Consider the following 24934-nt stretch of genomic DNA (forward strand, 5'->3'; position numbering starts at 1 on the left):
TTCGCAGGTCAGATACGTATCGGCCGTGACCCTCTAGCGGGGTCACGGCCGATCGTGTTTAGGTGCGTCCAGCGACTTCCTTATTGACGCAATGACCTACGCAACGACCTACGCAACGTCTCACGGGGGTGTGATGTGATGGCTGGAGGAGGCTTCAGCAAGCTGCCGGGAGGCAGCGTCGTAGTGGCCCTGACCCTGCCGAGCCCACTGGGCGAGCAGGGGCACGTACGGGTCCTCGTGCACGCCGCGAACCGGGCGCGGGCCCTGACCAGGCTCCGCAATCTGGGGTTGCGTGCGGTGTATCTGCGGGGCCAGACGGCTCCGCCGACGCCGGACGAGGTGACGGCGGTCCTGCACCACCCGGACGGCCTGATATGGCGCACGGCGCCGGATGAGGCGGATGAGCTGTGGCATCCGATCCGGGCACTGCTTCGGGGGGCGCGGGCGGCTTGATTCCCTGCCCCGAAAGGGGCGCGGGGAACTGCGCGACCAGCCACGACGGCGGGTCAGCCGAACGACAGCCGCTGCAAGCTTTCGGGAAGGGGCGGGGAGGGGATCAAACCACCGGCTTGCCCGCCAGCTCCACGCCCGCCTCGCGCAGCTCCCCCAGCGCCCGCTCCGTACTCGCCTCGGCGACCCCCGCGGTCAGGTCCAGGAGGACCTTCGTACGGAACCCCTCGCGGGCAGCGTCCAGCGCGGTGGCCCGCACGCAGTGATCCGTAGCGATCCCCACCACATCGACCTCCGTCACCTCCCGCAACCGCAGCCACCGCGCGAGCGGGGTCCCGTTCTCGTCGGCCCCCTCGAAGCCGCTGTACGCCGCCGTGTACGCGCCCTTGTCGAAGACCGCGTCGACCGCCCCGGAGGCGACCGCGGGGGCGAAGTTCGGGTGGAAGCCGACGCCCTCGGTGCCGGCCACGCAGTGCGCGGGCCAGCTCTGCGCGAAGTCCGGGTGGTCGGAGAAGTGGTCGCCGGGGGCGATGTGGTGGTCACGGGTGGCGACCACGTGCTGGTAGCCCGCACCGGCCGCCTGGCCGATCAGATCCGTGACCGCCGCGGCGACGTCCGCGCCCCCGGCGACCGCGAGGCTGCCGCCCTCGCAGAAGTCGTTCTGCACATCCACGACAATCAGGGCGCGGCGCATGATGGTGTCCTTCGGCTGGATTCTTCGGGTTCTTCGGATTCTTCGGGTTCTCGGGTTCTCGGGTTCTCGGGTTCTCGGGTTCTCAGGTTCTGCGGTACTTCGGATGGTTCTGGGGGGACGGCCCTTGCATTCCCCTTCTCTGGGGGTTCATGCGGGCGCTCAGGGCGAGACGTGCTCCGTGGGGATGACCGCCTCGCCGCGCGACAGCTGGGTCGCCGAGAGCGGCAGCAGGTCGCGGGCGGCCTTGTGCCGGGCCCGTACCGCGTCCAGCGGCTCGCGGGCCACCACCGCACCGCCCTTGACCAGCTCGACGAGCAGCTGCCGGTCGGCGAGCTCGGCGGGGATCGGCCCGGTGCCGACGACCTCGGCCTCGGCGACGCCGTCCTCGTCGAGGCGGCGCGCGGCCCACTTGCGGCCGCCGCGCGAGGCCTTGGACCCGAGCGACTTCTTCGCGACCGGTTCGAGCGGCGCCTTCGGGTCGGCGGACCTGGCCCGCGCCACCAGTTTGTAGACCATCGAGCAGGTCGGGTGCCCGGAGCCGGTGACCAGCTGCGTGCCCACGCCGTACGCGTCCACGGGCGCGGCGCCGAGCGAGGCGATGGCGTACTCGTCCAGGTCGGAGGTGACCACGATCTTGGTGTGCGTGGCGCCGAGCTCGTCCAGCTGCTGCCGTACCCGGTGCGCGACCAGCAGCAGGTCGCCGGAGTCGATCCGGACGGCGCCGAGCTCGGGCCCGGCCACCTCGACGGCGAGGCGGACCGCCTCGGTGACGTCGTACGTGTCGACGAGCAGGGTCGTGCCCCGGCCGAGCGTGTCCACCTGGGCGGTGAAGGCGTCCCGCTCGCTGTCGTGGAGCAGCGTGAAGGCGTGCGCGGAGGTGCCGACGGTCGGGATGTCGTAGCGGAATCCCGCGGCCAGGTCCGAGGTGGCCTCGAAGCCGCCGACGTACGCGGCCCTGGACGCGGCCACCGCGGCCAGCTCGTGGGTGCGGCGGGCGCCCATCTCGATCAGGCCGCGCCCGCCCGCGGCGGCGGACATCCGGGAGGCGGCCGCCGCGATCGCCGAGTCGTGGTTGAGGATCGACAGGATCACGGTCTCCAGGAGCACGCACTCCGCGAAGGAGCCCTCGACCCGCAGGATCGGCGAGCCCGGGAAGTAGACCTCGCCTTCCGGGTAGCCCCAGATGTCGCCCTGGAAGCGGTAGTTCGCGAGCCACTCCAGGGTGGGCTCGTCCACGACCCGGCGCTCGCGCAGGAAGCGGAGCACGCCCTCGTCGAAGCGGAAGTTCTCCACCGCGTCCAGGACGCGCCCGGTACCCGCGACGACCCCGTACCGGCGGCCCTCGGGGAGTCTGCGCGTGAACACCTCGAAGACGGAGCGCCGCTCGGCCGTGCCCGCCCTGAGGGCGGCCTGCAGCATCGTCAGCTCGTAGTGGTCCGTGAAGAGCGCCGTGGACGGCACGTCCACGGGCAGCCCGAGGTCCGCAGAATTCATGGCGTTCATGGCCCCACCATCCGTAGCCCCACTGTTCATGGACCTGGATGCTACCCCTATTTCGTCACTCTGACGATTTCTGGCGTCCGATGGTGACGCAGGCCCCGCCGCGCCGTGCCGTAACCCCTCCAGGGCAGAGCCGTTTGTGCGGGGAGGGGGCCCAAGTGGCAGCATGGGGCAGGTGAGTGTGGCTCCTGATGTGTCTCCCGTAGAGGTCCAGCGCCCCGAATCGGCGGAGGAGGTCTCCGCTGTCGCGGAACCCGACGTCCCCTGGGTCACGATCGTCCACAACGACCCCGTGAACCTCATGAGCTACGTGACGTATGTCTTCCAGACGTACTTCGGCTATTCGAAGGACAAGGCGCACAAACTGATGCTCGACGTCCACCACAAGGGCCGCGCCGTGGTCTCCAGCGGCACCCGCGAGGAGATGGAGCGCGACGTCCAGGCCATGCACGGCTACGGACTGTGGGCGACGATGAGTCAGGACCGCACCTGATGGCCGGCCACTTCGAACCGATCCCGGGCGGCGGCGCGGCCGTCGCGCTCGACGAGGTCGAGATCTCCATCCTGCGCTCGCTCGCCGTGCAGCTGCTCGAACTGATCGGGCCGGGCCCCGGCGGCGCCGACGGCGAGGGGGACCCGCTCGCCGACCTCTTCGCCGAGGGGCCGAGCGAACCCCCGACCGACCCGGTCCTGCAGCGCCTGTTCCCCGACGCGTACGGCGACCCGGAGTCCGTCCCGGACGACCAACACAAGGAGTACTCCGCCGAGTTCAGGCGTTTCACCGAGAACGACCTGCGTGCGGGCAAGCGGGAGAACGCCCTCGCGGTGGTGCGCTCCCTCGACGCGCTCACCGTCGGCGGCGAGCGCGGCGCCGTGCTGAAGCTGTCGGCCGACGAGTCCCGGCAGTGGCTCGGCTCGCTCAACGACCTGCGGCTCGCGCTTGCCGCCCGCCTCGACGTGATCGCCGAGGAGGACACGGACCTGCTGTACCAGCTGCCGGACACCGATCCGCGCAAGCCGATGGTGATGGCGTACCTCTGGCTCGGCGGGCTGCAGGAGACGCTCGTCGAGACGCTGATGCCCTGAAGTCCTGACTCAGGGCGACGCCCCGACATACATGGCAGATGCACTGATCTCGCGGCGAAACGGGCGGACCCGGCAGGTTCCGGGAGGGTACGTCCCGTATCGCTGGCGGTGATGCATCGATTACCGGACGCGATGTCCGAATAACGATCCCGTCACGCGTGCCCCCATCCCTGGCTGGTGGGGGTCTTTTCCCGTTTTGGGGCGTGACGTGCGTCACGTAAAGACCTCGTCAAGTCGTGGTAGGAATTCGCAACTTCCTTTCGGCCCCACCCCTGGCCGGACCGAAGAGCTGGCGCACCGCCAGTAACGCATGACGCACGTAACGCGTACGCCGCATGCCCCCGCGCATGCGTGCGGCGTGAGCACGACCCAGGCACCACCTGCTCCGGTCCGGATCAGGCACGTCCCAAGTCGCCGATCGGACAACGGCGTTCGCTCAAGCCCGCACTCCTGCCCTGCTGCCCCTTCTGTCGTGCAGCAGCCCGCGCCATCGAGGTATCGCATGTCACTCGATTCCATGACCGAATCCGTCGACAAGGCTGTCAGCGGATTCTTCGAGCCCGTAGCCGCCTGGCTGGGCGAGGTCGTCTTCTACTCCGTCCCGGTGGGCGGCACCGAACTGCCGCTCATCGTGGCCTGGTTGGTCGTCGCCGGACTGGTCTTCACCACCTGGTTCGGCTTCGTACAGCTGCGCAAGTTCAGACTCGCCGTCGACGTGGTGCGCGGGAAGTACGACGAGGCGGGGTCGGCCGGTGAGGTCAACCACTTCCAGGCGCTGACCGCGGCCGTCTCCGGCACCGTCGGCCTCGGCAACATCGCCGGTGTCGCCGTGGCCGTCAGCATCGGCGGCGCGGGCGCCACGTTCTGGATGATCCTCTGCGGTCTGCTCGGCATGGCCACCAAGTTCGTCGAGGTCACCCTCGGCGTGAAGTACCGCGAGGTGCACGCCGACGGCACCGTCTCCGGCGGCCCGATGCACTACCTGCCCAAGGGGCTCGCCGAGCGGTTCGGCCGCGGCGGCAAGGCGCTCGGCAAGGTGCTCGCCGTGCTCGCCTCGCTCGGCATCCTGTTCTTCGGCCTCTTCGGCGGCAACCTCTTCCAGGTCAACCAGGGCTACGCCCAGCTGGTCTCCGTGACCGGCGGCGAGAGCGGGGCCCTCGGCTCCTCCACGGGCGCGCTGTTCTTCGGTCTCCTGATCGCCGCGCTCGTCGGCATAGTGCTGCTCGGCGGCATCCGCTCCATCGCCGCCGTCACCAGCCGTCTGGTCCCCGCCATGGCAGGGCTCTACATCGTGGCCTGCCTCGTCGTGATCCTGGTCAACGTCTCCGCCGTGCCGACCGCCGTCGCGGAGATCATCGAGGGCGCCTTCAACCCCCAGGGTGTCGCCGGTGGTGTGATCGGCGCCCTGATCGTCGGCTTCAAGCGGGCCGCGTTCTCCAACGAGGCCGGTCTCGGCTCCGCGCCCATCGCGCACTCCGCGGTGAAGACCAAGCACCCCGCGAGCGAGGGCCTGGTGGCGCTCCTCGAACCGTTCATCGACACGGTCGTCGTGTGCACCATGACCGCCCTGACCATCGTCATCGCCCGACCGGACAGCTGGAAGGTCGGCAACGAGGAGGCCGAGGGCGTCACCATCACCTCCGACGCCTTCGCGACCGTACTGCCCTGGTTCCCGTACGTCCTGACGCTCGCGGTGCTGCTCTTCGCCATCTCGACCGTGCTCACCTGGGGCTACTACGGACTCAAGGCGTGGACGTACCTCTTCGGGCGCAGCCGGGCCAGCGAGATCACTTACAAGGTGCTCTACACCCTGTTCACGATGGCCGGTGCGCTGCTCACCCTGCAGGCGCTGATCGACATGGCCGACGCGGTCCTGTTCATGCTGGCCGTCTTCAACATCATCGGCCTCTACCTCCTGGTCCCCGTGGTCAAGCGGGAGCTGAACTCCTTCCTGGAGTACGTGAAGCGCCGCAAGGCCGGGATCGAGGAGCCGGAGCCCGAGGTCGACGCCGAGGCCGCCGCGCTGAAGCCCTGACCTGCCCGCGCCTTGTACGGGCCCGCACTCACCGCTCGCGGTGGGCGCGGGCCCGTACGCATGTCGCATGTCCGCCCTCTCCCGCCTCGTCCGCCGCGTCGAGAAGTGTTCGCTCAACGGACCCTCAAGACCGGATAACGATCCCGTTAAGCGCCTGGCCGGTATTGCCGCCGCAAGGGCGCTATGCCCCGTAATGCCTGTGGCGTCGGTCACTTAGAGCGATACGGAGGTCGTCGTTCGACGTGGTAAATCTTCACGATCGCTCGCGGTGCGCCACCCATGCGCCGCGAGGGCGCCCCGTCGGCCGAACGCCGATAGGCACAGCTCCAGCCACATCCGGGGGGATCGGGACCCGATCCGGGCCAGTACGACGTACGGCACGGATCGATGGAGAAAGGCGCACATCATGACCTCGGTGCAGGTCGACAAAGAGCACGACGGCAATGAGGCCGTGCACGGCGACGAGTCGCCCGAGGGCGGCGAGGGATACCAGCGCGGGCTCGGAGCCCGGCAGATCCAGATGATCGCGATCGGCGGTGCCATCGGCACCGGCCTGTTCCTCGGCGCGGGCAAGGGCATCCACAAGGCGGGCCCGAGCCTGATCCTCGCGTACGCCATCGCGGGCCTGGTCATCTTCTTCATCATGCGGGCGCTCGGCGAGCTCCTCATGTACCGCCCGGTCGCGGGCTCCTTCTCGGAGTACGCCCGGGAGTTCATCGGCCCCTTCGCCGGCTTCGTGACCGGCTGGACGTACTGGCTGTTCTGGGTCATCACCGGCATGACCGAGGTCACCGCCGCCGCCCAGTACATGCAGTTCTGGACGAGGAACGCCGACGGCTGGCTCGATCAGCCGCAGTGGGTGTTCGCCCTGATATTCACCGTCATCCTGTTCGGCGCGAACCTGATCTCCGTGAAGCTCTTCGGAGAGCTGGAGTTCTGGTTCTCGATGATCAAGGTCACCGCGATCATCGGCATGATCCTCATCTGCGCCGGCATCCTCACCATCGGCTTCTCCGACGCCGCCGACACCGCCTCCGTCGGCATGCTCTGGAACCAGGGCGGCTTCTTCCCCAACGGCATCGGCTCCACCCTCATGACCCTGCAGATGGTCATGTTCGCCTTCCTCGCCGTCGAGCTGGTCGGCGTCACCGCGGGCGAGTCGAAGGACCCGAAGAAGGTCCTGCCGAAGGCCATCAACACCGTGCCGTGGCGCATCGCCGTCTTCTACATCGGCGCCCTGATCATGATCCTCTCGGTCGTGCCGTGGTCGCATTTCCAGCCCGGCGTCAGCCCGTTCGTGGCCGCCTTCGAGAAGATGGGCCTCGGCGTCGGCGCCGCGATCGTGAACTTCGTGGTCCTCACCGCCGCGCTCTCCTCCTGCAACTCGGGCATGTACTCCACCGGCCGCATGCTGCGCCAGCTCGCCCTCAACGGCCAGGGGCCGAGGGTCTTCACCAAGCTGACCAAAAACGGCCTCCCGCTCGTCGGCACGAGCTTCTCGGCCACGCTGATGCTGGTCGGCGTCTGGATCAACTACGTGGACCCGGGCGAGGCGTTCAACTACGTCGTCTCCTTCGCCACGATCTCCGGCATGTGGGCCTGGATCATGATCCTGATCAGCCAGATCAAGTACCGCCGCAAGGCCGACCGCGGCGAGCTCCCGCAGTCCAGCTTCAAGGCCCCCGGCGCCCCGTACACGAGCATGTTCGCCCTGGCCTTCATCGGCCTGGTCATCGTGCTCATGGGCATCGACAAGGACGCCCGGATCTCGCTCTACGCGGCCCCGGTCTGGGCGCTCGTCCTCGGCGTCGGCTACCTCGCCATCCAGCGCCGCAAGCGCGCGGCCGCCCCGGCCCTGGAGGACAGCAAGAGCTGAACCGGCCGGACGGCCCGGCGGCCGTCTCAGCCGCCTTCGGCCGCCGTCTCAGCCGCCGTCTCTTCATCTCAGCTTCGTCTCAGTGGTCGTCTCACCAGATGGGCCGTGGATCTCGGATCCGCGGCCCATCTGCCTATCCTCATGCGCATGCTGACCATCACCCAGGCCCTGCACGACCAGATCGTCGCCCACGCGCGCGAGGACCACCCCGACGAGGCGTGCGGCGTGGTCGCCGGCCCGGTCGGCGAGGGCCGGCCCGAGCGCTTCATCCCGATGCTCAACGCGGCCCGCTCGCCCACCTTCTACGAGTTCGACTCGGGCGACCTGCTGAAGCTGTACCGCGAGATGGACGACCGGGACGAGGAGCCCGTCGTCATCTACCACTCGCACACCGCCACCGAGGCCTACCCCTCCCGCACCGACATCTCGTACGCGAACGAGCCCGGCGCCCACTACGTCCTGGTCTCGACGGCCGACGCCGACGGTCTCGGCGACTTCCAGTTCCGCTCGTACCGGATCGTGGACGGCGAAGTCAGCGAGGAGGAGGTCAAGGTCGTCGAGGCGTACTGACCGGCTTCTGTACGGCTTCTGTGCGGCTTCTTTCGTGGTCACAGGGGTTGCAGGGCCGTGAACGGTCCCGCATGGGCCCCTCGTGGCACCCGACGCTGTCCGAGTGGTGAACGAGAATCGTCCAGTATCCGAGATCACATTCCAGAACCCGGACCGGGAATCGATACGATGACCGCATGGTTTTCCACGACGTGAGTGACAAGACGCCGGGCATGCTGCTCGTGGCGCGCCTTCACGTCGACCTGTGCAGGCTCAACAGCGCCATCTGTCCACGCTGAACCCTGCCGCCGCACGGCCGCGGGCCGCGGCGCTCCGAAGCGCACCACCACCGCTCTTGCGCGTACTGCCGCGCGCCCACCGACCTGACTTCCTTCGACAGGAGCCCCAGCCATGGCCATCGAGGTCCGCATCCCCACCATCCTCCGCCAGTACACCGACGGCTCGAAGGCCGTCGAGGGCAGCGGGGACACCCTCGCCGAGCTCTTCACCGACCTCGAGTCCCGCCACTCGGGCATCCAGGCCCGCCTGGTGGACGAGGGCCAGCTGCGCCGCTTCGTGAACGTGTACCTGAACGACGAGGACGTCCGCTTCCTGGACGGCATCTCCACCAAGCTCGCCGACGGCGACAGCATCACGATCCTCCCGGCCGTGGCCGGCGGAAGCCACTGATGCGGTACGACTCGCCCCTGGCCGCCGTCGGCAACACCCCGCTCGTACGGCTGCCGCGGCTCTCGCCCTCCGACGACGTCCGCATCTGGGCCAAGCTGGAGGACCGCAACCCGACCGGCTCGATCAAGGACCGCCCCGCGCTCCACATGATCGAACAGGCCGAGAAGAACGGCCGGTTGACGCCCGGCTGCACGATCCTGGAGCCCACCAGCGGCAACACCGGCATCTCGCTCGCGATGGCGGCCAAGCTCAAGGGCTACCGCATCGTCTGCGTCATGCCCGAGAACACCTCGTCCGAGCGCCGCGAACTGCTCGCCATGTGGGGCGCGGAGATCATCTCCAGCCCCGCGGCGGGCGGCTCCAACACGGCCGTACGCGTCGCCAAGGAGCTCTCCGCCGAGCACCCGGACTGGGTGATGCTCTACCAGTACGGCAACCCGGACAACGCGGGCGCCCACTACGCCGGCACGGGCCCCGAGATCTTCGCCGACCTGCCCTCCATCACCCACTTCGTGGCGGGCCTTGGCACCACCGGCACCCTCATGGGCGTCGGCCGCTACCTCCGCGAGCAGAAGCCGGACATCAAGATCGTGGCCGCCGAACCGCGCTACGACGACCTGGTCTACGGCCTGCGCAACCTCGACGAGGGCTTCGTCCCCGAGCTCTACGACGAGTCGGTCCTCACCTCCCGGTTCTCCGTCGGCTCGCAGGACGCGGTGACCCGTACACGTGAACTCCTGCAGCAGGAAGGCATCTTCGCGGGCGTCTCCACCGGCGCGGCCCTGCACGCGGCCATCGGCGTCGCCCGCAAGGCGCAGACCGCGGGGGAGCAGGCGGACGTCGTGTTCGTCGTCGCCGACGGCGGCTGGAAGTACCTGTCGACCGGCATCTACACCGCCGAGTCGACGGAAGCCGCGGTCGAGGCCCTGCACGGCCAGCTGTGGGCGTGAGGTTCTGAGTGCCGGGCGGGTCCGGGTCGTCCCGGATCCGCCCGGTCACTTACTCCGCCAGATACCCGACCTGATCCCACAGCGCCGGGTCCACGATCCCGACCCGGCGCCGGAAGTCCCACAGCGGGACTTCCCGCAACTCGTCCGTCTCCAGGAAGCTCGGCCGCCCGTGCGCGTCGCCGACCGAACCCGGCGGCAGCGGGATCACTCCGGCCCGCTCGTCGTGGTACTTGCTGGTGATCTTCGCGACGACGGCCCGCTTACCGTGCACCGAAAGCACCAGACAGGGCCTGTCTTTTCCGCCGGGCCCGTCCTCGTACGGCACCGTCGCCCACCAGATCTCCCGCGGCTGCGGCCGCCGCTTCGGCAGCACACGCGGCCCGGCCGGCGGACGCGTACGACCCCCGGGCCTGGTACGGAAGCGCCCCCACCCGTCCGCGACCGCGACAACGAGGGCGACGGCCACGACAGCAGCGAGCGCGAGCCACCACGACGTGTCCATGCCCCGACCGTACCGGCGCCCCCCACTCCCTGCGACGCCCACCCCCACACCACCCGGCCCACGCCGCCCGATCCGGTGACAACGGTGGTGAGTTCCCCCACAACAGCCCGGCACGGAGGAGTGACGCGGGCTTTTGCGCCTTACGCTCGACTGACCGCACAACCCCCGTCCTTCCTGCCAGCACGGAGGTTCCCGCTCCATGAAGCTCACCGTCGTCGGCTGCTCGGGCTCGTTTCCGTCCGCGGACTCGGCCTGCTCGAGCTACCTCGTCGAGGCCGACGGCTTCCGGCTGCTCCTCGACATGGGCAATGGCGCCCTGGGCGAGCTGCAGCGCCACTGCGGTCTCTACGACCTCGACGCGATCTTCCTCAGCCATCTGCACGCCGACCACTGCATCGACATGTGCGGCTACTTCGTCGCCCGGTACTACCGGCACGAGGGCGGCCGCTGCGACGCGCTCCCGGTCTACGGTCCCGAGGGCACGGAACAGCGCCTGACCACGGCGTACGCGGACACCCCGTCCGCCTCGTCGATGAGCGAGGTGTTCGACTTCCACACGCTGAAGCCGGCCGCCTTCGAGATCGGCCCGTTCTCCGTGCGCACCGAGAAGGTCGCCCACCCCGTGGAGGCGTACGCGATCCGGGTCGAGCACGGCGGGAAGACGCTCACGTACTCCGGTGACACCGGCGTCTGCGACGGCCTCGACGAACTCGCCGAGGGCGCCGACCTGTTCCTCTGCGAGGCCTCGTTCACGCACGGCAAGGAGGACATCCCGGACCTGCACCTCAACGGCCGCGAGGCCGGCGAGACCGCACGCCGCGCGGGCGCGGGCCGACTCGTCCTCACCCACATCCCGCCGTGGACCGACCCGCGGATCAACCTGACGGACGCCCGTGCCGTGTTCGACGGGCCGGTCGAGGTGGCCAGGGCGGGCGCGGTCTACGAGATCTAGCCCGCGGGCCCCAGAAGTCAGGCGCGGAAGCCGCGGCCGCCCAGAGCCATCCGGTTCCAGGTGTGGCGGCGGCCGCGGATCGCCACCGAGTACGCGTAGAGCAGCTCCGGGTCGCACATGCCCGGGATGAACGAGTCACCGAAGTGATGGGCGTCGACGCCCACCTCCTTTGCGGTCAGGGCGAGTTGGGGCACCACATTCTGGTGCGCGCCCTCCTGGCTCGTACCGATCGCGCCCATCACCACCGCGCCCGCCCGCTGCACCGCCGCCACCGCGTCGGCCGCAAGCTCCCGCGTGACACCGGGCAGGGTGCCCGGCAGCGGCATGACCACACCGTCCGCGCCAGCCTCCACCAGCGACACAAGCCGCTGCTTCGTGACCCGCTCCGGATGGCCGGCGTGATGCATCTTGCCGCTCCACAGCGCCACGTCGTCCCCGAGGCCCGCGCGCAGCTCCTCCGTCACCCGGGCCATCCCGTCGAAGGAGCCGCCGGTGCCGGGGTTGGCGGTGATGCACAGCAGCGCGGCGCCCAGGTCGACCAGGCGCTTGGCGTGCTCCGGCCTGGCCCGCCGGATCTCCGGCACGTCCCCGGGCTCCAGGTTCACACCGACCGGCCGGCCCACGTACGCGGCGAGTTCCGTGAGCGAGGCGAACGTGCCGAGCCCCGGCAGCTCGAACCGCTCCCCGTCCCAGGCCCGCTCGATCAGGTTCAGTACGACGATGTCGGCGCCGAACGCCGACACCAGCTCCAGGTTGTGCACCCCGCGCCCGCCCGGCTCGGGGATCAGGGCGGCCCGCTCGGCGAACACCTCGCCGATCATCGTGCGGCCCTCGGCGGCGGCGACGGCCGCGGTGAGCTCCCGGCCGCGCAGCGCGGCGAGCCGCTCGCGGTCGAGGTCGAGGATGCGGGTGGTCATGGGGCGCTCCAGGCGATGGGCGTACGGGTCTGTCTCGACGCTAACCGGTCGAAAACGGCAAGGGCCCGGCCGTAGGTCGACTACGGCCGGGCCCTTCGTCCCGTTCGGCGAGAGCGGCTTCCGGTGAGAGCGGCTTTCGGCGAGAGCGGCTTCCGGTGAGAGCGGCTGAGGCCTACTTGGCCTCCGCCTTCTGCAGCTCGGCGAGCTCCTCGTCGGACTCGCGGCCCGGCGTCGGGAGGTTGAACTTCGTGATCGCGAAACGGAACACGAAGTAGTAGACGGCGGCGAAGCAGAGGCCGACCAGGGCCAGACCCCACGGGTTGGACGCGATGCCCAGGTTGAGGAAGAAGTCGATCGCTCCGGCCGAGAAGCCGAAGCCGTCCTTCATACCGAGGGCCCAGGTCAACGCCATCGAGACACCGGTGAGCACCGCGTGGATCGCGTACAGGACCGGCGCGATGAACATGAACGTGAACTCGATCGGCTCGGTGACACCGGTGACGAACGCGGTGAGCGCGAGCGAGAACATCATGCCGCCGACGACCTTGCGGCGCTCCGGGCGGGCGCAGTGCACGATCGCGAGGCAGGCCGCCGGGAGGGCGAACATCATGATCGGGAAGAAGCCGGTCATGAACTGTCCGGCGGTCGGGTCGCCCTGGAGGAAGCGGGCGATGTCGCCGTGCTTGCCCTCGAACTCGCCCGCCTGGAACCACGGGAAGGAGTTGAGCAGGTGGTGCATGCCGACCGGGATCAGCGCGCGGTTGGCGACACCGAAGATGCCCGCGCCGACCGCGCCCGAACCGACCAGCCACTCACCGAAGTTGTGCAGACCGGCGCCGAGCACCGGCCAGATCAGGCCGAAGACGATGCCGATGACCAGACCCGCGAACGACGACAGGATCGGGACGAGGCGGCGGCCGCCGAAGAAGCCGGCCCAGTCGGGCAGCTTCGTACGGTAGAAGCGCTGGTAGAGCAGGGCGACGACGATGCCCATGACGACACCGCCGAGGACTCCGGCGTTGACCGGGCCGTCGACCAGGACCGCCTTGCCGTTGTCGGCGATGGCCGCGACCTGCTTGGCGTTCGGGTCGGTGAAGGTGCCGAGGACCTTGGAGAAGACCAGGTAGCCCGCGACGGCCGCGAGTGCGGTGGAGCCGTCCGACTTCTTGGCGAAGCCGATGGCGATGCCCACGGCGAACAGCATCGGCATGTTGTCGATCAGGGCGCCACCACCCGCCGCCATGTAACCGGCGATCTTGGTGATGAAGTCGGGGAACGAGGCCCGGCCCAGCATGTCGTCCTGGCCGAGGCGGATCAGCAGCGCGCCGGCCGGCAGGACCGCGACCGGGAGCATGAGGCTGCGGCCGATGCGCTGGAGCACGGCCATCAGGCCCGCGCCCTTCTTCTTGTCGGCCGCGGGTGCGGCAGCCGTGGACACAACTTCCTCCAGTGGGCATGGCGCCGCCAGGGGACATGTGGGGACGGCGGCGTCGCTCAGGGGACGCGGCCACAGGCCGCGTGGTCTACACCAATAGTGGTGTAGACCTGTTGTAACACGGTGAGCGCGGGATAAGGAACCCGTTCCCGGCCGCACTGCGATAACGAACGGGCATACATGACGAAGGGCCCGAATCGCCGCTCGCGATCCGGGCCCTTGGGGCTCAGCCGGGCCTGCCGTACGTCCGCACGTCCGCACGTCCGCACGACCGCACGACCGCACGACCGCACGGCCGTACGGCCAGTACGACCCGTTACCGGCCCCTCACTTGTAGTTCTCCCGGTCCATCTCCGCGATCTCCTCGTCCGACTCGCGCCCCGGCGTCTTCAGGTCGAACTTCGTGATCACGACCCGGAACAGCACGTAATACACCACCGCGAAACACAGCCCCACCGGGATGAGCAGCGCGGGCTTCGTCGCGAGATTCCAGTTCAGTACGTAGTCGAACAACCCCGCCGAGAACGTGAACCCCTCACGGATCCCCAGCGCCCACGTCACCGCCATCGACACACCCGTGAGCAGCGCGTGGATCGCGTACAGCGCCGGAGCGAGATAGACGAACGAGAACTCGATCGGCTCCGTCACACCCGTCACGAACGACGTCAGAGCCAGCGACATCATCATCCCGAACGTGACCTTCCGGCGCTCCGGGCGGGCGCAGTGCGCCATCGCCAGACAAGCCGCCGGCAGCGCGAACATCATGATCGGGTAGAAGCCGGTGGTGAACATGCCGGCGTCCGGGTCGCCCGCGAGGAACCGGAACACGTCACCGTGCACCTCCTCGCCGTCCGGCGGCGTGAAACTCCCGAACTGGTACCAGGCGAACGTGTTCAACAGCATGTGCATACCGAACGGGATCAAAGCCCGGTTGATCACCCCGAAAATGCCCGAACCCCAAGCACCCCAACTCGACAACGTCTCCGCGAACGCGTTGAACGCATCACCGATCGGCTGCCAGCCGTACCCGAAGACCACCGCGAGCCCGACGCAGATGAACGACATCAGCACCGGAATGAACCGCCGCCCGCTGAAGAAGCCCAGCCAGTCCGGCAGCCGCGTGCGGTGGTACTTCTCCCACACCTTCGCCGTGATCAGACCGACCACCACACCACCGAGCACCCCGGGATTCACCGCCTGCCCGGTCACATCGTCCTCGAACGCCTTGATCAGCACGTTGTTGAAGACCATGTACGCGACCACCGCCGCGAACGCCGTCGAACCGTCCGCCTTCTTCGCGAAACCGATAGCCACACCGACGCAGAACAGCAGCGCCATGTTGTCGAGGATGCCGCCGCCCGCACCCGCGAAGATCGCCGCCAGCTTGTCCCAGCCCAGACCGTCCTTGCCGAACACGTCGTCCTGCCCGAGCCGCAGCAGCACACCCGCCGCAGGCAGCGCCGCCACCGGCAGTTGCAGGCTGCGCCCCAGCTTCTGCAGGCCGCCCAGGACCACCTGCTTCCAGCTCTTGCCCGGCCTGGGCTTTGCCGCAGCGCTCTGCGAGCTCATGGAATCCCTCCCGGAACAAGGCGCGTTTGGCGGTCGTTGGATACTGGTGTAGACCAGTGCGGAGCAGCGACGCGCTGCCGAACACCCCAGCGGACACCGGTGATCGTCATCATTCGGTACCCAATGGGTCATCGCTCGCGAAGGTGCGCCAAACGTGGGTTACGGTGCACACCGGACCACGGTGGGCCGAACAAGCCCGTCACAACAGGGAGAAGGACATGGCCACAAAGGCTGAGAAGATCGTCGCCGGCCTTGGCGGCATCGACAACATCGAAGAAGTCGAGGGCTGCATCACCCGCCTCCGCACCGAAGTCATCGACCCCGACAAGGTCGACGAGGCCGCCCTCAAGGCCGCCGGCGCCCACGGCGTCGTCCGCATGGGCACCGCCGTCCAGGTCGTCATCGGCACCGACGCCGACCCCATCGCCACGGACATCGAAGACATGATGTGAGCCCACCCCGGCCAACCCCCGGCCAACCCCGGCACACCCCCCGAAGGCCCCGCACCCGCCACCGACCAGGCGAGCACGGGGCCTTCCCCCTGCCCGGCACGGGGCCTTCCCCCTGCCCGGCACGGGGCCTTCCCCCTGCCCGGCACAGGCCCCGCACACCGCGGGATAGGCTCGGCCCCATGTCTCGCTTCGACGGCCGCACGCCGCAACAGCTCCGCCCCGTCACCATCGAACGCGGCTGGAGCAAGCACGCCGAAGGCTCCGTCCTCGTCTCCTTCGGCGACACCAAGGTCTTCTGCACCGCCTCCGTCACCGAAGGCGTACCCCGCTGGCGCAAGGGCAGCGGCGAAGGCTGGGTCACCGCCGAATACTCCATGCTCCCCCGCGCCACCAACACCCGCGGCGACCGCGAATCCGTACGCGGCAAGATCGGCGGCCGCACCCACGAGATCAGCCGCCTCATCGGCCGCAGCCTCCGCGCCGTCATCGACTACAAAGCCCTCGGCGAGAACACCATCGTCCTCGACTGCGACGTCCTCCAGGCCGACGGCGGCACGCGCACCGCGGCCATCACCGGCGCGTACGTGGCGCTGGCCGACGCCGTCACCTGGGCCCAGGGCAAAAAGCTCATCAAGCCCAAGGCCACCCCCCTCACCGGCACCGTCGCCGCCGTCAGCGTCGGCATCGTCGACGGCATCCCCCTCCTCGACCTCGCGTACGAGGAAGACGTCAAGGCCGACACCGACATGAACGTCGTCTGCACCGGCGACGGCCGCTTCGTCGAAGTCCAGGGCACCGCCGAAGCCGAGCCCTTCGCCCGCGACGAACTCAACGCCCTCCTCGACCTCGCCGTCGCCGGCTGCGACGAACTCGCCGCCCACCAGCGCAAGGCCCTGGAGGCGACCATCACACCCGGCGCGGCAACCAACTGACCCCCCACACGCGTTCTTAGAGGTACGACACCAGCCCGGGCATGCGGCAACCCGCCGCACGCCCGAGCACAGCCTGGGAGGAACCGTTCATGGCTCCGCGCCGCCGACGTACCGCACGCATCGCCCTCGCCACCGCAGCAGTGGCCCTCGTGACGCCGCTCGCCATCGGTTGCAGCGCCGTCGACACGGCACTCGACTGCGTACGGACCGCCGACGCCATCGCGAACAGCGCAACCGATCTCCAGCAAGCCGTGGAGAGCGCCGCCGACAACCCCCTCGAAGCCGAGAAGGCCCTCGACAAGATCGACAAGAACCTCGGCGAGATCGGCGACAAGACCGACAACGCCGACGTCGGCAAGGCCGTCGACGACCTCAGCAAGTCCGTCGACGAAGTCCGCAAGTCCATCGAGAACGGCGACCCCCACCCCGACATCTCGGGAGTCACCGACGCCACCGGCGAACTCACCAAGGCCTGCAAGCCGTAACACTTCCGACCGGCCTCGCGTACGGGCGGGCGGTGACGGGCGGGCGGTGACGGGCACCTGGCGGGCCCGCCACCGCCCGCCCGTTCTTCGTACGTCGCCCACGCGCCTCGTACGGGCCGATAATCGACGCCATGACACGCCTGATCCTCGCCACCCGCAACGCCGGAAAGATCACCGAACTCAAGGCCATCCTGGCCGACGCCGGACTCCCGCACGACCTCGTCGGCGCCGACGCCTACCCCGACATCCCCGACGTCAAGGAAACCGGCGTCACCTTCGCCGAGAACGCCCTCCTCAAGGCCCACGCCCTCGCCCGCGCGACCGGCCTCCCCGCCGTCGCCGACGACTCAGGCCTCTGCGTCGACGTACTCGGCGGCGCCCCCGGCATCTTCTCCGCCCGCTGGGCCGGCCGCCACGGCGACGACACCGCGAACCTCGAACTCCTCCTCGCCCAGCTGTCGGACATCGACGAGCCCCACCGCGCGGCCCACTTCGCCTGCGCGGCGGCACTCGCCCTCCCGGACGGCACGGAGCGCGTCGTAGAGGGGCAGTTGCGCGGCACGCTGCGACATGAACCGGCCGGTTCGGGGGGCTTCGGCTACGACCCGGTCCTCCAGCCGGAGGGGGAGAGCCGGACGTGTGCGGAGCTTTCGGCTGCGGAGAAGAACGCGATCAGTCACCGGGGGGAGGCGTTTCGGGCGCTGGTTCCTGTGGTTCGGGAGTTGTTGGGCTGAGGCTGTACGACGAAGGGCGCCACCCGCTGGTGGCGCCCTTCGTGCGGTGGGCCCGGTGGGACTCGAACCCACGACACACCGCATCTAAAGCGGCGCCCTCTTGGCCAGCTGGGGTACGGGCCCGCAGCGCCATCTACCTTACTGGGCGCTGCGGGTCTCTGGTGCCCGAGGCCTGGCGTCGGCCTCCTCGACACCATGTACTGGTAATCGCATGACAGTTGGGGCAAAGCAACCGCAGGTTCTCGCGCCGGTCGTCACTCCAGTCGCCGTTGATGTGGTCAACCTCCAGGGTCATGGGTTTGCCCCGCCACTCGGGGCCGGTGCCGCACCTCGCGCATTCCTCGGGGACGCCGACCTCGCGGAGTGCGCGGCGCAGTCGGACTCCATTCGTCCGCACCCTGCCGTCGTGCCGCACCAGAACTTCCTCCGGCCGTTTGGCGTTGGGGGCCTTCTTGCCTCGCTGGTGCGCCTGACCCAGGAAGTGCGAGGTCGAGAGCCGCTCCTCGGCTATCCACTGCCACACCATTGCGCGTTGGCTCTCGTTGCTGGGGCGGCCGAGGTGGCTCAGCGTCTGGGCCAGTGACACCGACTCCGAGACCGCTGCGCGCAACTCTCCGCTCGTCGGCCGAGTGCTGCGTCGGGTGAGGCGGCCGTGGTAGCCGAAGTGTGAGACGTCGATACCGAAGTACTCGAAGCGTCGCAGCAGGTAGCGACGTAGCGTCTTATAAGGCCTCGTGCCGAAGAAGGCGATGACCTCGTCGATGTTGGAGCACTGTGCAGCGGCCTGGGCGAGAAGCTCGCGGGTGTACTGGATTCGGTCGCTCACCGCGCGCCCCCGTTGCGCAGCGCCTTGCCTCGACCCCGGTAACTGTCCGTTGTGGAATGGCAGTTGGGGCAGAGTATGCGCAGGTTCTCGATGCGGTTGTTCCGCCAGTTGCCGTCGATGTGGTCGACCTCTAGAGGCAGCGGTTCGCCGAGCCATTCCGGTCCCATGCCGCACAAGGCGCACCGCTCCTCCAAGCCGAGTTCGTGCATCGCCTCCTTGAGGCGGCGGCCGGATATCCGCCTGGCGTGCGGTGACGTCTGCTCGACCAGGACCTCTTCGGCGCTTCGGCGGCGGGCGTTGTGCCGCTGGTTCTCCGTGCGCGCCACGGGCGTGAAGTGCGAGGTGTCGATTCCGTACGCCTTGATCCGGCGGCCGATGTGGGTCTGGTGGCCGCCGACGAGTTCGAGTCCGAGATGGCGTAGCACGCCGCACACGCTCGTTGACGAAGCGACCGCCGCCTCAAGGAGCTCCCGCGTCCACTTGACTCCCTCTCGTTCGAAATGGGACGTGTCTACGCCCAGCTTCTTCATGCGTTCCGCTATGTAGCTCCGCGTAGAGCTCCGTGGGTCCACCCCCAACCGCTCCAACGCCTCCGTCCAGTTCCGCGCCCCCTTCGCCGCCTCCTCTAGGCGTTCCTTCGTGTACGGGCTGTTGTTCGTCCCCATCGGTTCCCCTCCCGTATCGACCGCGTGTTCGCGGTCTCGCACGGAGTAACGAACCGGTTATCGGACAGTTACGGCCGAAATGCGGAACGGCCCGCACCACTTGTTCGGTGCGGGCCGTTCCGTAAGAGGGAGGGGGAAGCCTCAGATGCCCAGGTCGCGGATGATCTTCGCTACGTGGCCCGTCGCCTTCACGTTGTAGAAGGCGTGCTCGACCTTGCCCTCCTCGTCCACGACGACCGTGGAGCGGATGACTCCGGTGACGACCTTGCCGTACAGCTTCTTCTCGCCGAAGGCGCCGTACGCCTCCAGGACCTGCTTGTCCGGGTCGCCGACCAGCGTGACCTTGAGGTTCTCCTTCTCGCGGAACTTCGCGAGCTTCTCCGGCTTGTCGGGGGAGACGCCGATGACGTCGTAGCCGGCGGCCGTGAGGGCGTCGAGGTTGTCGGTGAAGTCGCAGGCCTGCTTGGTGCAGCCCGGGGTGAGCGCGGCCGGGTAGAAGTAGACGATGACCTTGCGGCCCTTGTGGTCCGCGAGCGAGATCTCGTTGCCGTCCGCGTCGGGCAGGGTGAAAGCGGGGGCGGGGTCGCCGGGCTGCAGGCGCTCGCTCATCTTCGGTCTCCTCAGGAGGTGTCGGTACGTCCGGGCGTACGGGAGAGCGTAATGGGGGGTGCTGTGCGGTGCGTTCCGCGTGGAGCTGACAGACTGTCCATCAGGAACGGAAAACGATCACAATGGCGATCACGACGATCACGAATACACGGAGGCAGCGCGGTGTCGGATGCTCAGGCCAGGACCCCCGCTGAGATCGAGGCGGACATCAAGCGGCGGCGCGCGCAGCTGGCCGAGACGCTCGACGAGATCGGTGTGCGGGTGCACCCGAAGACGGTCGTCGGGGACGCCAAGGCCCGTGTCGCGAGCACGGTGGACCAGACGCTGGGCCGTGCGTACGTCTCCGCCAATCGCGCGGTGAGTGATGTGAAGTCGCAGTTCGTGGACGCCGAGGGTGCGCCGCGTCTGGAGCGGGTCGTCCCGGTGGCGCTCGCGGTGGTGGGTGTGGTCGGTCTGCTGGCCGTGGCCCGGCGCAGGCGGCGCTGACCCGGAGGGACACGGCGGGCCCGGGTGCGGGTAGGTTCGGGGTGTGAGCGCCAACAGCCAGGAACACCACGACAAGCTGCCCATCCGGATGCTGCATGACCGCGTCCTCGTCAGGACCGATATCGCGGAGGGCGAGCGGCGCTCCACGGGTGGCATCGTCATCCCGGCGACCGCGGCCGTGGGCCGGCGGCTCGCGTGGGCCGAGGTGGTGGCCGTGGGGCAGAACGTCCGCACGGTGGAGCCCGGTGACCGTGTGCTGTACGACCCGGAGGACCGTGCCGAGGTCGAGGTGCGGGGTGTGGCGTACGTGCTGATGCGTGAGCGGGATCTGCATGCGGTGGCGGCGGACCGGTTCGAGGGGTCGGAGGATTCGACGGGGCTTTATCTGTAGGTCCGTCTTGTAGCGCCTGTAGCGCCTGTAGCGCCTGTAGCGCCTGTAGCGCCTGTAGCGCCTGTAGCGCCTGTAGCTCCGGTGGTGCCGGTGGTGCCGCCGTCCGTGCCGGTGCCGTTGTCCGTCCAGCCTTGCGTGGGCCCGTCGGTCCGGCCCTGGGTCTGTCCCTGGGTCTGTCCCTGCGTCTCGCCCTCGATAGTGCCGGGGTCCTCGCCGCCGTCCGTGGGGCCGGGGTCGGTTTCCGGGGGAAGCAGCGGGGGGTACTCGGCGCCGGGTGCCAAGGTGAGGTCGAAGTCCTGTACGGGTCGGCCCTGAAGCGCGTCGCGGGTGAACTGGGCCCAGATGCGGGCCGGGTGGGCGCCGCCGTTGATGCGTGGCTCGCCGAGTGCGCCGTACAGCGGGGTCTGGCCGTAGGGCGGCTTCGGGTCCTGGCCGAGTACGGCGACGACGGTGGCGAGCTCGGGGGTGTAGCCGGCGAACCAGGCGGCCTTGTCCTCCTCGGCGGTGCCGGTCTTGCCCGCGGCGGGGCGGCCCGCGGCCTGGGCGGCGGTGCCGGTGCCGCCCTCGACGACGCCCCGCAGAACCGACGTGGTGGTGTCGGCGGCCTCGCGGCTGACGACCTGCCGCTTCTGCTCCTCGGGGAGTGCGATGCGCGCGCCGTCCTTGGTGATGCCTTCGACGAGGGTGTACGCGCCGTGCTCCCCGTGGTTCGCGAGGGTGGCGTAGGCCTGGGCCATGTCGAGGACGCTGGCCGTGGCGGGGCCGAGGGCGATGGAGGGGGAGGCGGTGAGGTCGGGGGTGGTGGCGGGGATGCCGAGGTCGATCGCGGTCTGCTGGACCTTGGCGGCGCCGACGTCGACGGCCATCTGCGCGTAGACGGCGTTGACGGAGAGGTCGGTGGCGGCGCTGACGGTGATGTCGCCGTAGGAGCGCTGGTCCTCGTTCTCCGGGGCGTAGCTGCCGCCGGACCAGCCTTCCACGGGCCGTTGGTTGGTGCCGTCGTAGACGGTGTTGGGGTCGATGGGGCGGCCGTCCTGGGTGGTGGAGCCGTGTTGGATGGCGGCGGTGAGGACGAACGGCTTGAAGGTGGAGCCGACCTGGTAGTCGCGGCGGGTGGCGTTGTTGACGTACTGCTTGGTGTAGTCGATGCCGCCGTACATGGCGACGACCTTGCCGGTAGTCGGGTCGATGGCGGCGCCGCCGGCCCGGACGTGGGCGTCGACCTTGCGGGCCTTCGGGTCGACCTGGGACATGAGCTGGTCCTCGACGGCCCGGACGAAGTCGTCCTGGCGGGGTTTCTGCAGGGTGGTGGTGATGCGGTAGCCGCCCTTGGCGAGGGTGTCGGTGTCGACGACGTCGTGTGCGGTGAGGTAGTCCTCGACGGCTTTGACGACGTAGCCGCGCTGGCCGGACATGCCGGAGGGGGCCTTGGCGGTGTCGGGGGCGGGGAAGTTCAGCGCCTTGCGGGCGGGGCGGGTGAGCCAGTCCTCCTTGACCATGCCGTCGAGGACGTAGTTCCAGCGGCCGACGGCGCGGAACTTGTTCTCGGGGTGGGCGGAGACGTCGTACGCGTTGGGGGAGTTGAGGAGCGTGGCGAGGTACGCGCCTTCGGCGACGGTGAGTTGCTCGGCGTCCTTGCCGTAGTAGGCGTGGGCGGCGGCTTGGATGCCGTAGGCGTTGCGGCCGAAGTAGCTGGTGTTGAGGTAGCCGAGGAGGATGTCGTTCTTGCTGACCTGACGGTCGAGTTTGATGGCGATGAAGAATTCTTTGGCTTTGCGGGTGAGGGTCTGTTCCTGGCCGAGGTAGTAGTTCTTGACGAACTGCTGGGTGATGGTGGAGCCGGACTGCTTGCCCTTGCCAGTGACGGTGTTCCAGGCGGCGCGGAGCATGGCCTGGGGGTCGACGGCGGACTCGGAGTAGAAGTCGCGGTCCTCGGCGGCGAGCACGGCGTGCTGGGTGTGTTTCGGGACCTGGCTGAGCGGGATGTTCTCGCGGTTGACCTCGCCGTCGCGGGCCAGGGGTGAGCCGTCGGCGTAGAGGTAGACGTTGCTCTGCTTGGTGGCGGAGGCGTTGGCGGGCGGGATGTCGACGAGGAGGTAGCCGGCGACGAGGCCGCCGCCGACGAGGAGGCAGAGCAGCAGGAAGGCGCCGAGGATCATGCGCCAGGTGGGGAGGATTCGCCGCCAGCCGGAGGCTTTGCGTCTGGCCTTGCGGGCTGCCTTGCGGGCTGCCTTGTGCTGCTGCCTGAACTGTCTGCGGGTGAGCTCCTGCCTGCCGTCCTCGGCCGGCTGCTGAGGCTCGTCGGGCTCGTCGCTCATGTCTTCCGGAACTCCCGTTTCGGCTGGATACATCCCCCGTACGACCTATTGGACACTGTTCCACCGCGATCGGGTCGCCTCGGCGGGGGCGCGCGCCTGTGACGGCACTGTGATCCGCCGCGCGGGTGAAAATCCGTGGCGGGGTTGTGCGGGCGGGGGCTAGGGTCGTGCGCTTTGGCCGGGGGCGTGGGTGAGGGGGTTCTGTGCGGTTGTACGTGGCGGTCGCGGCCGGCGGGTTCCGGCGCTATGCGACGTACCGGACGGCGACGGCGGCGGGTGTCTTCACCAATACCGTCTTCGGTCTGATCGTGGCCTACACCTATGTGGCCCTGTGGGACGAGCGGCCCGGCCTCGGTGGGTACGACCAGGCGGAGGCGGTCACGTATGTGTGGCTGGGGCAGGCGATGCTCGCGGCCTGTTCGCTGCTCGGGGGCGGGTTCGAGGACGAGTTGGTCGAGCGGATTCGCAGTGGTGACATCGCGGTGGACCTGTACCGCCCCGCTGATCTCCAACTGTGGTGGCTGGCGGGGGACTTGGGGCGGGCGGCGTTCCAGCTTCTGGGGCGGGGGGTCGTGCCGATGGCGGTCGGCGCCCTGGTCTTCGAGCTCGCGCTGCCCGCAGCGCCCGGTACGTGGCTCGCCTTCGTCTGCAGTGTGCTGCTCGCGCTCGTGGTGAGCTTCGCGCTGCGCTACCTGGTGGCGCTCTCGGCGTTCTGGCTGCTCGATGGGGCGGGGGTGACGCAGATCGCCGCGCTCGCCGGGATGTTCTTCTCGGGCATGCTGCTGCCGCTCAACGTCTTTCCCGGCGCCCTCGGTGAGCTGGCCCGCGCCCTGCCCTGGTCGGCGCTGCTGCAGGTGCCCGCGGATGTTCTGCTCGGCAAGCACACCGGGTTCGGGCTTCTCGGCGCGTACGCGTTCCAGGCCGCGTGGGCCGTGGTGCTGCTCGGTGCCGGGCGGCTGCTTCAGTACGTCGCGACGCGCAGGGTGGTGGTCCAGGGTGGCTGAACTCGTCCGGGAGCGGGGCCGGTTGCGGCACGGGGTGGCGGCGTACCGGCTGATCGCGGGGGCGTGGGTGCGGTCCACGATGGCCTACCGCGCCTCGTTCGCGCTGACGCTGTGCGCGAACTTCGCCGTGACGGCGTTCGACTTCGTGGCGATCCTGCTGATGTTCTCGCACGTCGACGCGCTTGGCGGGTTCACGCTCGGGGAGATCGCTTTCCTGTACGGCACGTCGGGCACCGCCTTCGGTCTGGCGGAGCTGCTGCTCGGGCCCGTGCAGCGGCTGGGTTCCCGGGTCCGCGACGGCACGCTCGACACGCTTCTGGTGCGGCCCGCGCCGGTCCTCGCGCAGGTCGCCGCAGACCGTTTCGCGCTGCGCCGCCTCGGCCGGGTCACGCAGGGGCTGCTCGTCCTCGGTTACGGCCTCGCCGTCATGGACGTCGACTGGGATCCGGTGAAGCTGCTGATGGTGCCGATGATGCTGGTGTGCGGGGCGGCGATTTTCGGGGCGGTCCTGGTCGCGGGCGGGGCCTTCCAGTTCCTGGCGCAGGACGCGTCCGAGGTGTCCAACTCCTTTACGTACGGCGGCAATACGCTGCTGCAGTACCCGCCGACCGTGTTCGCGAAGGAGCTGGTGCGCGGGGTGACCTTCGTGCTGCCGCTGGCCTTCGTGAACTGGCTGCCCGCGCTCTACATCCTCGACCGGGAGAACCCGATCGGGCTGCCCTCGTGGCTCGCGTTCCTGCCGCCGTTCGTGGCCGCCGCGTGCTGCGCTCTCGCGGGGCTCGCGTGGCGCGCGGGACTTCGTTCGTACCGCAGTACAGGGAGCTGAA

At 69.2% G+C, this 24934-nt stretch carries 28 protein-coding genes and 1 tRNA gene; 18 read left to right on the top strand and 11 right to left on the bottom strand.

Annotated features, from left to right (window positions below):
• Positions 1 to 138: 138 nt before the first annotated feature.
• The gene (locus tag QIT00_RS22460; protein WP_282537150.1) at positions 139 to 453 is read left to right on the top strand and encodes a hypothetical protein; all 315 of its coding nucleotides are present in this window, start codon (positions 139 to 141) and stop codon (positions 451 to 453) included.
• Positions 454 to 556: 103 nt separating this feature from the next.
• On the opposite strand, the gene QIT00_RS22465 is transcribed toward QIT00_RS22460, so the two are convergent.
• Positions 557 to 1144 (bottom strand): isochorismatase family protein, encoded by a 588-nt coding sequence (locus tag QIT00_RS22465; protein ID WP_282537151.1) that lies wholly within the window; start codon positions 1142 to 1144, stop codon positions 557 to 559.
• A 159-nt stretch (positions 1145 to 1303) separates the two neighbouring features.
• Entirely contained in the window at positions 1304 to 2638 is a 1335-nt protein-coding gene (locus tag QIT00_RS22470) for a nicotinate phosphoribosyltransferase (RefSeq protein WP_282537225.1), read from the bottom strand.
• 172 nt (positions 2639 to 2810) lie between these two features.
• Here QIT00_RS22470 and clpS point away from each other — a divergent pair, with 172 nt between their 5' ends.
• From clpS to QIT00_RS22505, 8 genes are all read left to right on the top strand, one after another.
• Positions 2811 to 3137, top strand: a complete 327-nt coding sequence (gene clpS, locus QIT00_RS22475) for an ATP-dependent Clp protease adapter ClpS (protein ID WP_282537152.1) — start codon at positions 2811 to 2813, stop codon at positions 3135 to 3137.
• The gene (locus tag QIT00_RS22480; RefSeq protein ID WP_282537153.1) at positions 3137 to 3730 is read left to right on the top strand and encodes a DUF2017 domain-containing protein; all 594 of its coding nucleotides are present in this window, start codon (positions 3137 to 3139) and stop codon (positions 3728 to 3730) included. Before clpS ends, QIT00_RS22480 begins: the two co-directional genes overlap by 1 nt.
• Positions 3731 to 4232: 502 nt before the next feature.
• Positions 4233 to 5765: an alanine/glycine:cation symporter family protein gene (locus tag QIT00_RS22485; protein WP_282537154.1), complete on the top strand. Its 1533-nt coding sequence runs from the start codon at positions 4233 to 4235 to the stop codon at positions 5763 to 5765.
• A gap of 406 nt (positions 5766 to 6171) precedes the next feature.
• Complete coding sequence (locus QIT00_RS22490; RefSeq protein ID WP_282537155.1) at positions 6172 to 7641, top strand: amino acid permease; 1470 nt, start codon at positions 6172 to 6174, stop codon at positions 7639 to 7641.
• Between the two features lie 147 nt (positions 7642 to 7788).
• The gene (locus QIT00_RS22495) at positions 7789 to 8211 is read left to right on the top strand and encodes a M67 family metallopeptidase (RefSeq protein WP_282537156.1); all 423 of its coding nucleotides are present in this window, start codon (positions 7789 to 7791) and stop codon (positions 8209 to 8211) included.
• 176 nt (positions 8212 to 8387) lie between these two features.
• Positions 8388 to 8489 (top strand): putative leader peptide, encoded by a 102-nt coding sequence (locus tag QIT00_RS38780; protein ID WP_349017200.1) that lies wholly within the window; start codon positions 8388 to 8390, stop codon positions 8487 to 8489.
• A 112-nt stretch (positions 8490 to 8601) separates the two neighbouring features.
• Positions 8602 to 8880 carry a MoaD/ThiS family protein gene (locus tag QIT00_RS22500; RefSeq protein WP_282537157.1) on the top strand — a complete coding sequence of 93 codons (279 nt, stop codon included), beginning with the start codon at positions 8602 to 8604 and terminating at the stop codon, positions 8878 to 8880.
• The gene (locus tag QIT00_RS22505) at positions 8880 to 9830 is read left to right on the top strand and encodes a PLP-dependent cysteine synthase family protein (RefSeq protein ID WP_282537158.1); all 951 of its coding nucleotides are present in this window, start codon (positions 8880 to 8882) and stop codon (positions 9828 to 9830) included. Before QIT00_RS22500 ends, QIT00_RS22505 begins: the two co-directional genes overlap by 1 nt.
• Positions 9831 to 9879: 49 nt before the next feature.
• Here the strand turns inward: QIT00_RS22505 and QIT00_RS22510 are convergent, their stop codons facing one another.
• A complete protein-coding gene (locus QIT00_RS22510; RefSeq protein ID WP_282537159.1) occupies positions 9880 to 10332 on the bottom strand; it encodes a type II toxin-antitoxin system PemK/MazF family toxin in 453 nt (150 codons plus the stop codon).
• 199 nt (positions 10333 to 10531) lie between these two features.
• Between QIT00_RS22510 and QIT00_RS22515 the strand changes: the two genes are divergently transcribed.
• The gene (locus QIT00_RS22515; RefSeq protein WP_282537160.1) at positions 10532 to 11284 is read left to right on the top strand and encodes an MBL fold metallo-hydrolase; all 753 of its coding nucleotides are present in this window, start codon (positions 10532 to 10534) and stop codon (positions 11282 to 11284) included.
• A 17-nt stretch (positions 11285 to 11301) separates the two neighbouring features.
• Here the strand turns inward: QIT00_RS22515 and QIT00_RS22520 are convergent, their stop codons facing one another.
• The 3 genes from QIT00_RS22520 to QIT00_RS22530 all read right to left on the bottom strand — a co-directional run bounded on the left by QIT00_RS22520 (position 11302) and on the right by QIT00_RS22530 (position 15205).
• Positions 11302 to 12201, bottom strand: coding sequence for a DUF7916 family protein (locus QIT00_RS22520; protein ID WP_282537161.1), 900 nt, complete (start codon positions 12199 to 12201; stop codon positions 11302 to 11304).
• A gap of 172 nt (positions 12202 to 12373) precedes the next feature.
• Positions 12374 to 13588: a PTS transporter subunit EIIC gene (locus QIT00_RS22525; protein ID WP_282537226.1), complete on the bottom strand. Its 1215-nt coding sequence runs from the start codon at positions 13586 to 13588 to the stop codon at positions 12374 to 12376.
• Positions 13589 to 13963: 375 nt separating this feature from the next.
• On the bottom strand, positions 13964 to 15205 hold the full coding sequence (locus QIT00_RS22530; RefSeq protein ID WP_282537162.1) for a PTS transporter subunit EIIC: 1242 nt from the start codon (positions 15203 to 15205) through the stop codon (positions 13964 to 13966).
• Positions 15206 to 15369: 164 nt separating this feature from the next.
• Between QIT00_RS22530 and QIT00_RS22535 the strand changes: the two genes are divergently transcribed.
• From QIT00_RS22535 to rdgB, 4 genes are all read left to right on the top strand, one after another.
• Positions 15370 to 15657, top strand: coding sequence for a PTS glucose/sucrose transporter subunit IIB (locus QIT00_RS22535; RefSeq protein ID WP_282537163.1), 288 nt, complete (start codon positions 15370 to 15372; stop codon positions 15655 to 15657).
• Positions 15658 to 15836: 179 nt separating this feature from the next.
• On the top strand, positions 15837 to 16589 hold the full coding sequence (rph, locus tag QIT00_RS22540; RefSeq protein WP_282537164.1) for a ribonuclease PH: 753 nt from the start codon (positions 15837 to 15839) through the stop codon (positions 16587 to 16589).
• 89 nt (positions 16590 to 16678) lie between these two features.
• The gene (locus QIT00_RS22545; RefSeq protein WP_282537165.1) at positions 16679 to 17074 is read left to right on the top strand and encodes a hypothetical protein; all 396 of its coding nucleotides are present in this window, start codon (positions 16679 to 16681) and stop codon (positions 17072 to 17074) included.
• A 131-nt stretch (positions 17075 to 17205) separates the two neighbouring features.
• Complete coding sequence (gene rdgB / locus QIT00_RS22550) at positions 17206 to 17808, top strand: RdgB/HAM1 family non-canonical purine NTP pyrophosphatase (RefSeq protein WP_282537166.1); 603 nt, start codon at positions 17206 to 17208, stop codon at positions 17806 to 17808.
• Between the two features lie 47 nt (positions 17809 to 17855).
• Here the strand turns inward: rdgB and QIT00_RS22555 are convergent.
• From QIT00_RS22555 to bcp, 4 genes are all read right to left on the bottom strand, one after another.
• Positions 17856 to 17931: transfer RNA gene (locus QIT00_RS22555), tRNA-Leu, on the bottom strand.
• Between the two features lie 10 nt (positions 17932 to 17941).
• A complete protein-coding gene (locus QIT00_RS22560) occupies positions 17942 to 18634 on the bottom strand; it encodes an HNH endonuclease signature motif containing protein (protein ID WP_282537167.1) in 693 nt (230 codons plus the stop codon).
• Entirely contained in the window at positions 18631 to 19299 is a 669-nt protein-coding gene (locus tag QIT00_RS22565; RefSeq protein ID WP_282537168.1) for an HNH endonuclease signature motif containing protein, read from the bottom strand. Before QIT00_RS22565 ends, QIT00_RS22560 begins: the two co-directional genes overlap by 4 nt.
• A gap of 141 nt (positions 19300 to 19440) precedes the next feature.
• Complete coding sequence (gene bcp, locus QIT00_RS22570) at positions 19441 to 19908, bottom strand: thioredoxin-dependent thiol peroxidase (protein ID WP_282537169.1); 468 nt, start codon at positions 19906 to 19908, stop codon at positions 19441 to 19443.
• Positions 19909 to 20070: 162 nt separating this feature from the next.
• Between bcp and QIT00_RS22575 the strand changes: the two genes are divergently transcribed.
• The gene (locus tag QIT00_RS22575; RefSeq protein ID WP_282537170.1) at positions 20071 to 20394 is read left to right on the top strand and encodes a DUF3618 domain-containing protein; all 324 of its coding nucleotides are present in this window, start codon (positions 20071 to 20073) and stop codon (positions 20392 to 20394) included.
• A gap of 43 nt (positions 20395 to 20437) precedes the next feature.
• Entirely contained in the window at positions 20438 to 20785 is a 348-nt protein-coding gene (locus QIT00_RS22580; protein ID WP_282537171.1) for a GroES family chaperonin, read from the top strand.
• On the opposite strand, the gene QIT00_RS22585 is transcribed toward QIT00_RS22580, so the two are convergent.
• Positions 20776 to 23103, bottom strand: a complete 2328-nt coding sequence (locus QIT00_RS22585; RefSeq protein WP_282537172.1) for a transglycosylase domain-containing protein — start codon at positions 23101 to 23103, stop codon at positions 20776 to 20778. The genes QIT00_RS22580 and QIT00_RS22585 overlap by 10 nt on opposite strands.
• Positions 23104 to 23306: 203 nt before the next feature.
• On the opposite strand from QIT00_RS22585, the gene QIT00_RS22590 reads away from it, so the two are divergent.
• Together QIT00_RS22590 and QIT00_RS22595 are read left to right on the top strand one after the other, a co-directional pair.
• A complete protein-coding gene (locus tag QIT00_RS22590; protein ID WP_282537173.1) occupies positions 23307 to 24107 on the top strand; it encodes an ABC transporter permease in 801 nt (266 codons plus the stop codon).
• Positions 24100 to 24933, top strand: a complete 834-nt coding sequence (locus tag QIT00_RS22595; protein WP_282537174.1) for an ABC transporter permease — start codon at positions 24100 to 24102, stop codon at positions 24931 to 24933. The genes QIT00_RS22590 and QIT00_RS22595 overlap by 8 nt, the downstream gene beginning before the upstream one ends.
• Position 24934: the final 1 nt, after the last annotated feature.

Source organism: Streptomyces luteolus (assembly GCF_029968015.1).
Taxonomy (GTDB): domain Bacteria; phylum Actinomycetota; class Actinomycetes; order Streptomycetales; family Streptomycetaceae; genus Streptomyces; species Streptomyces luteolus.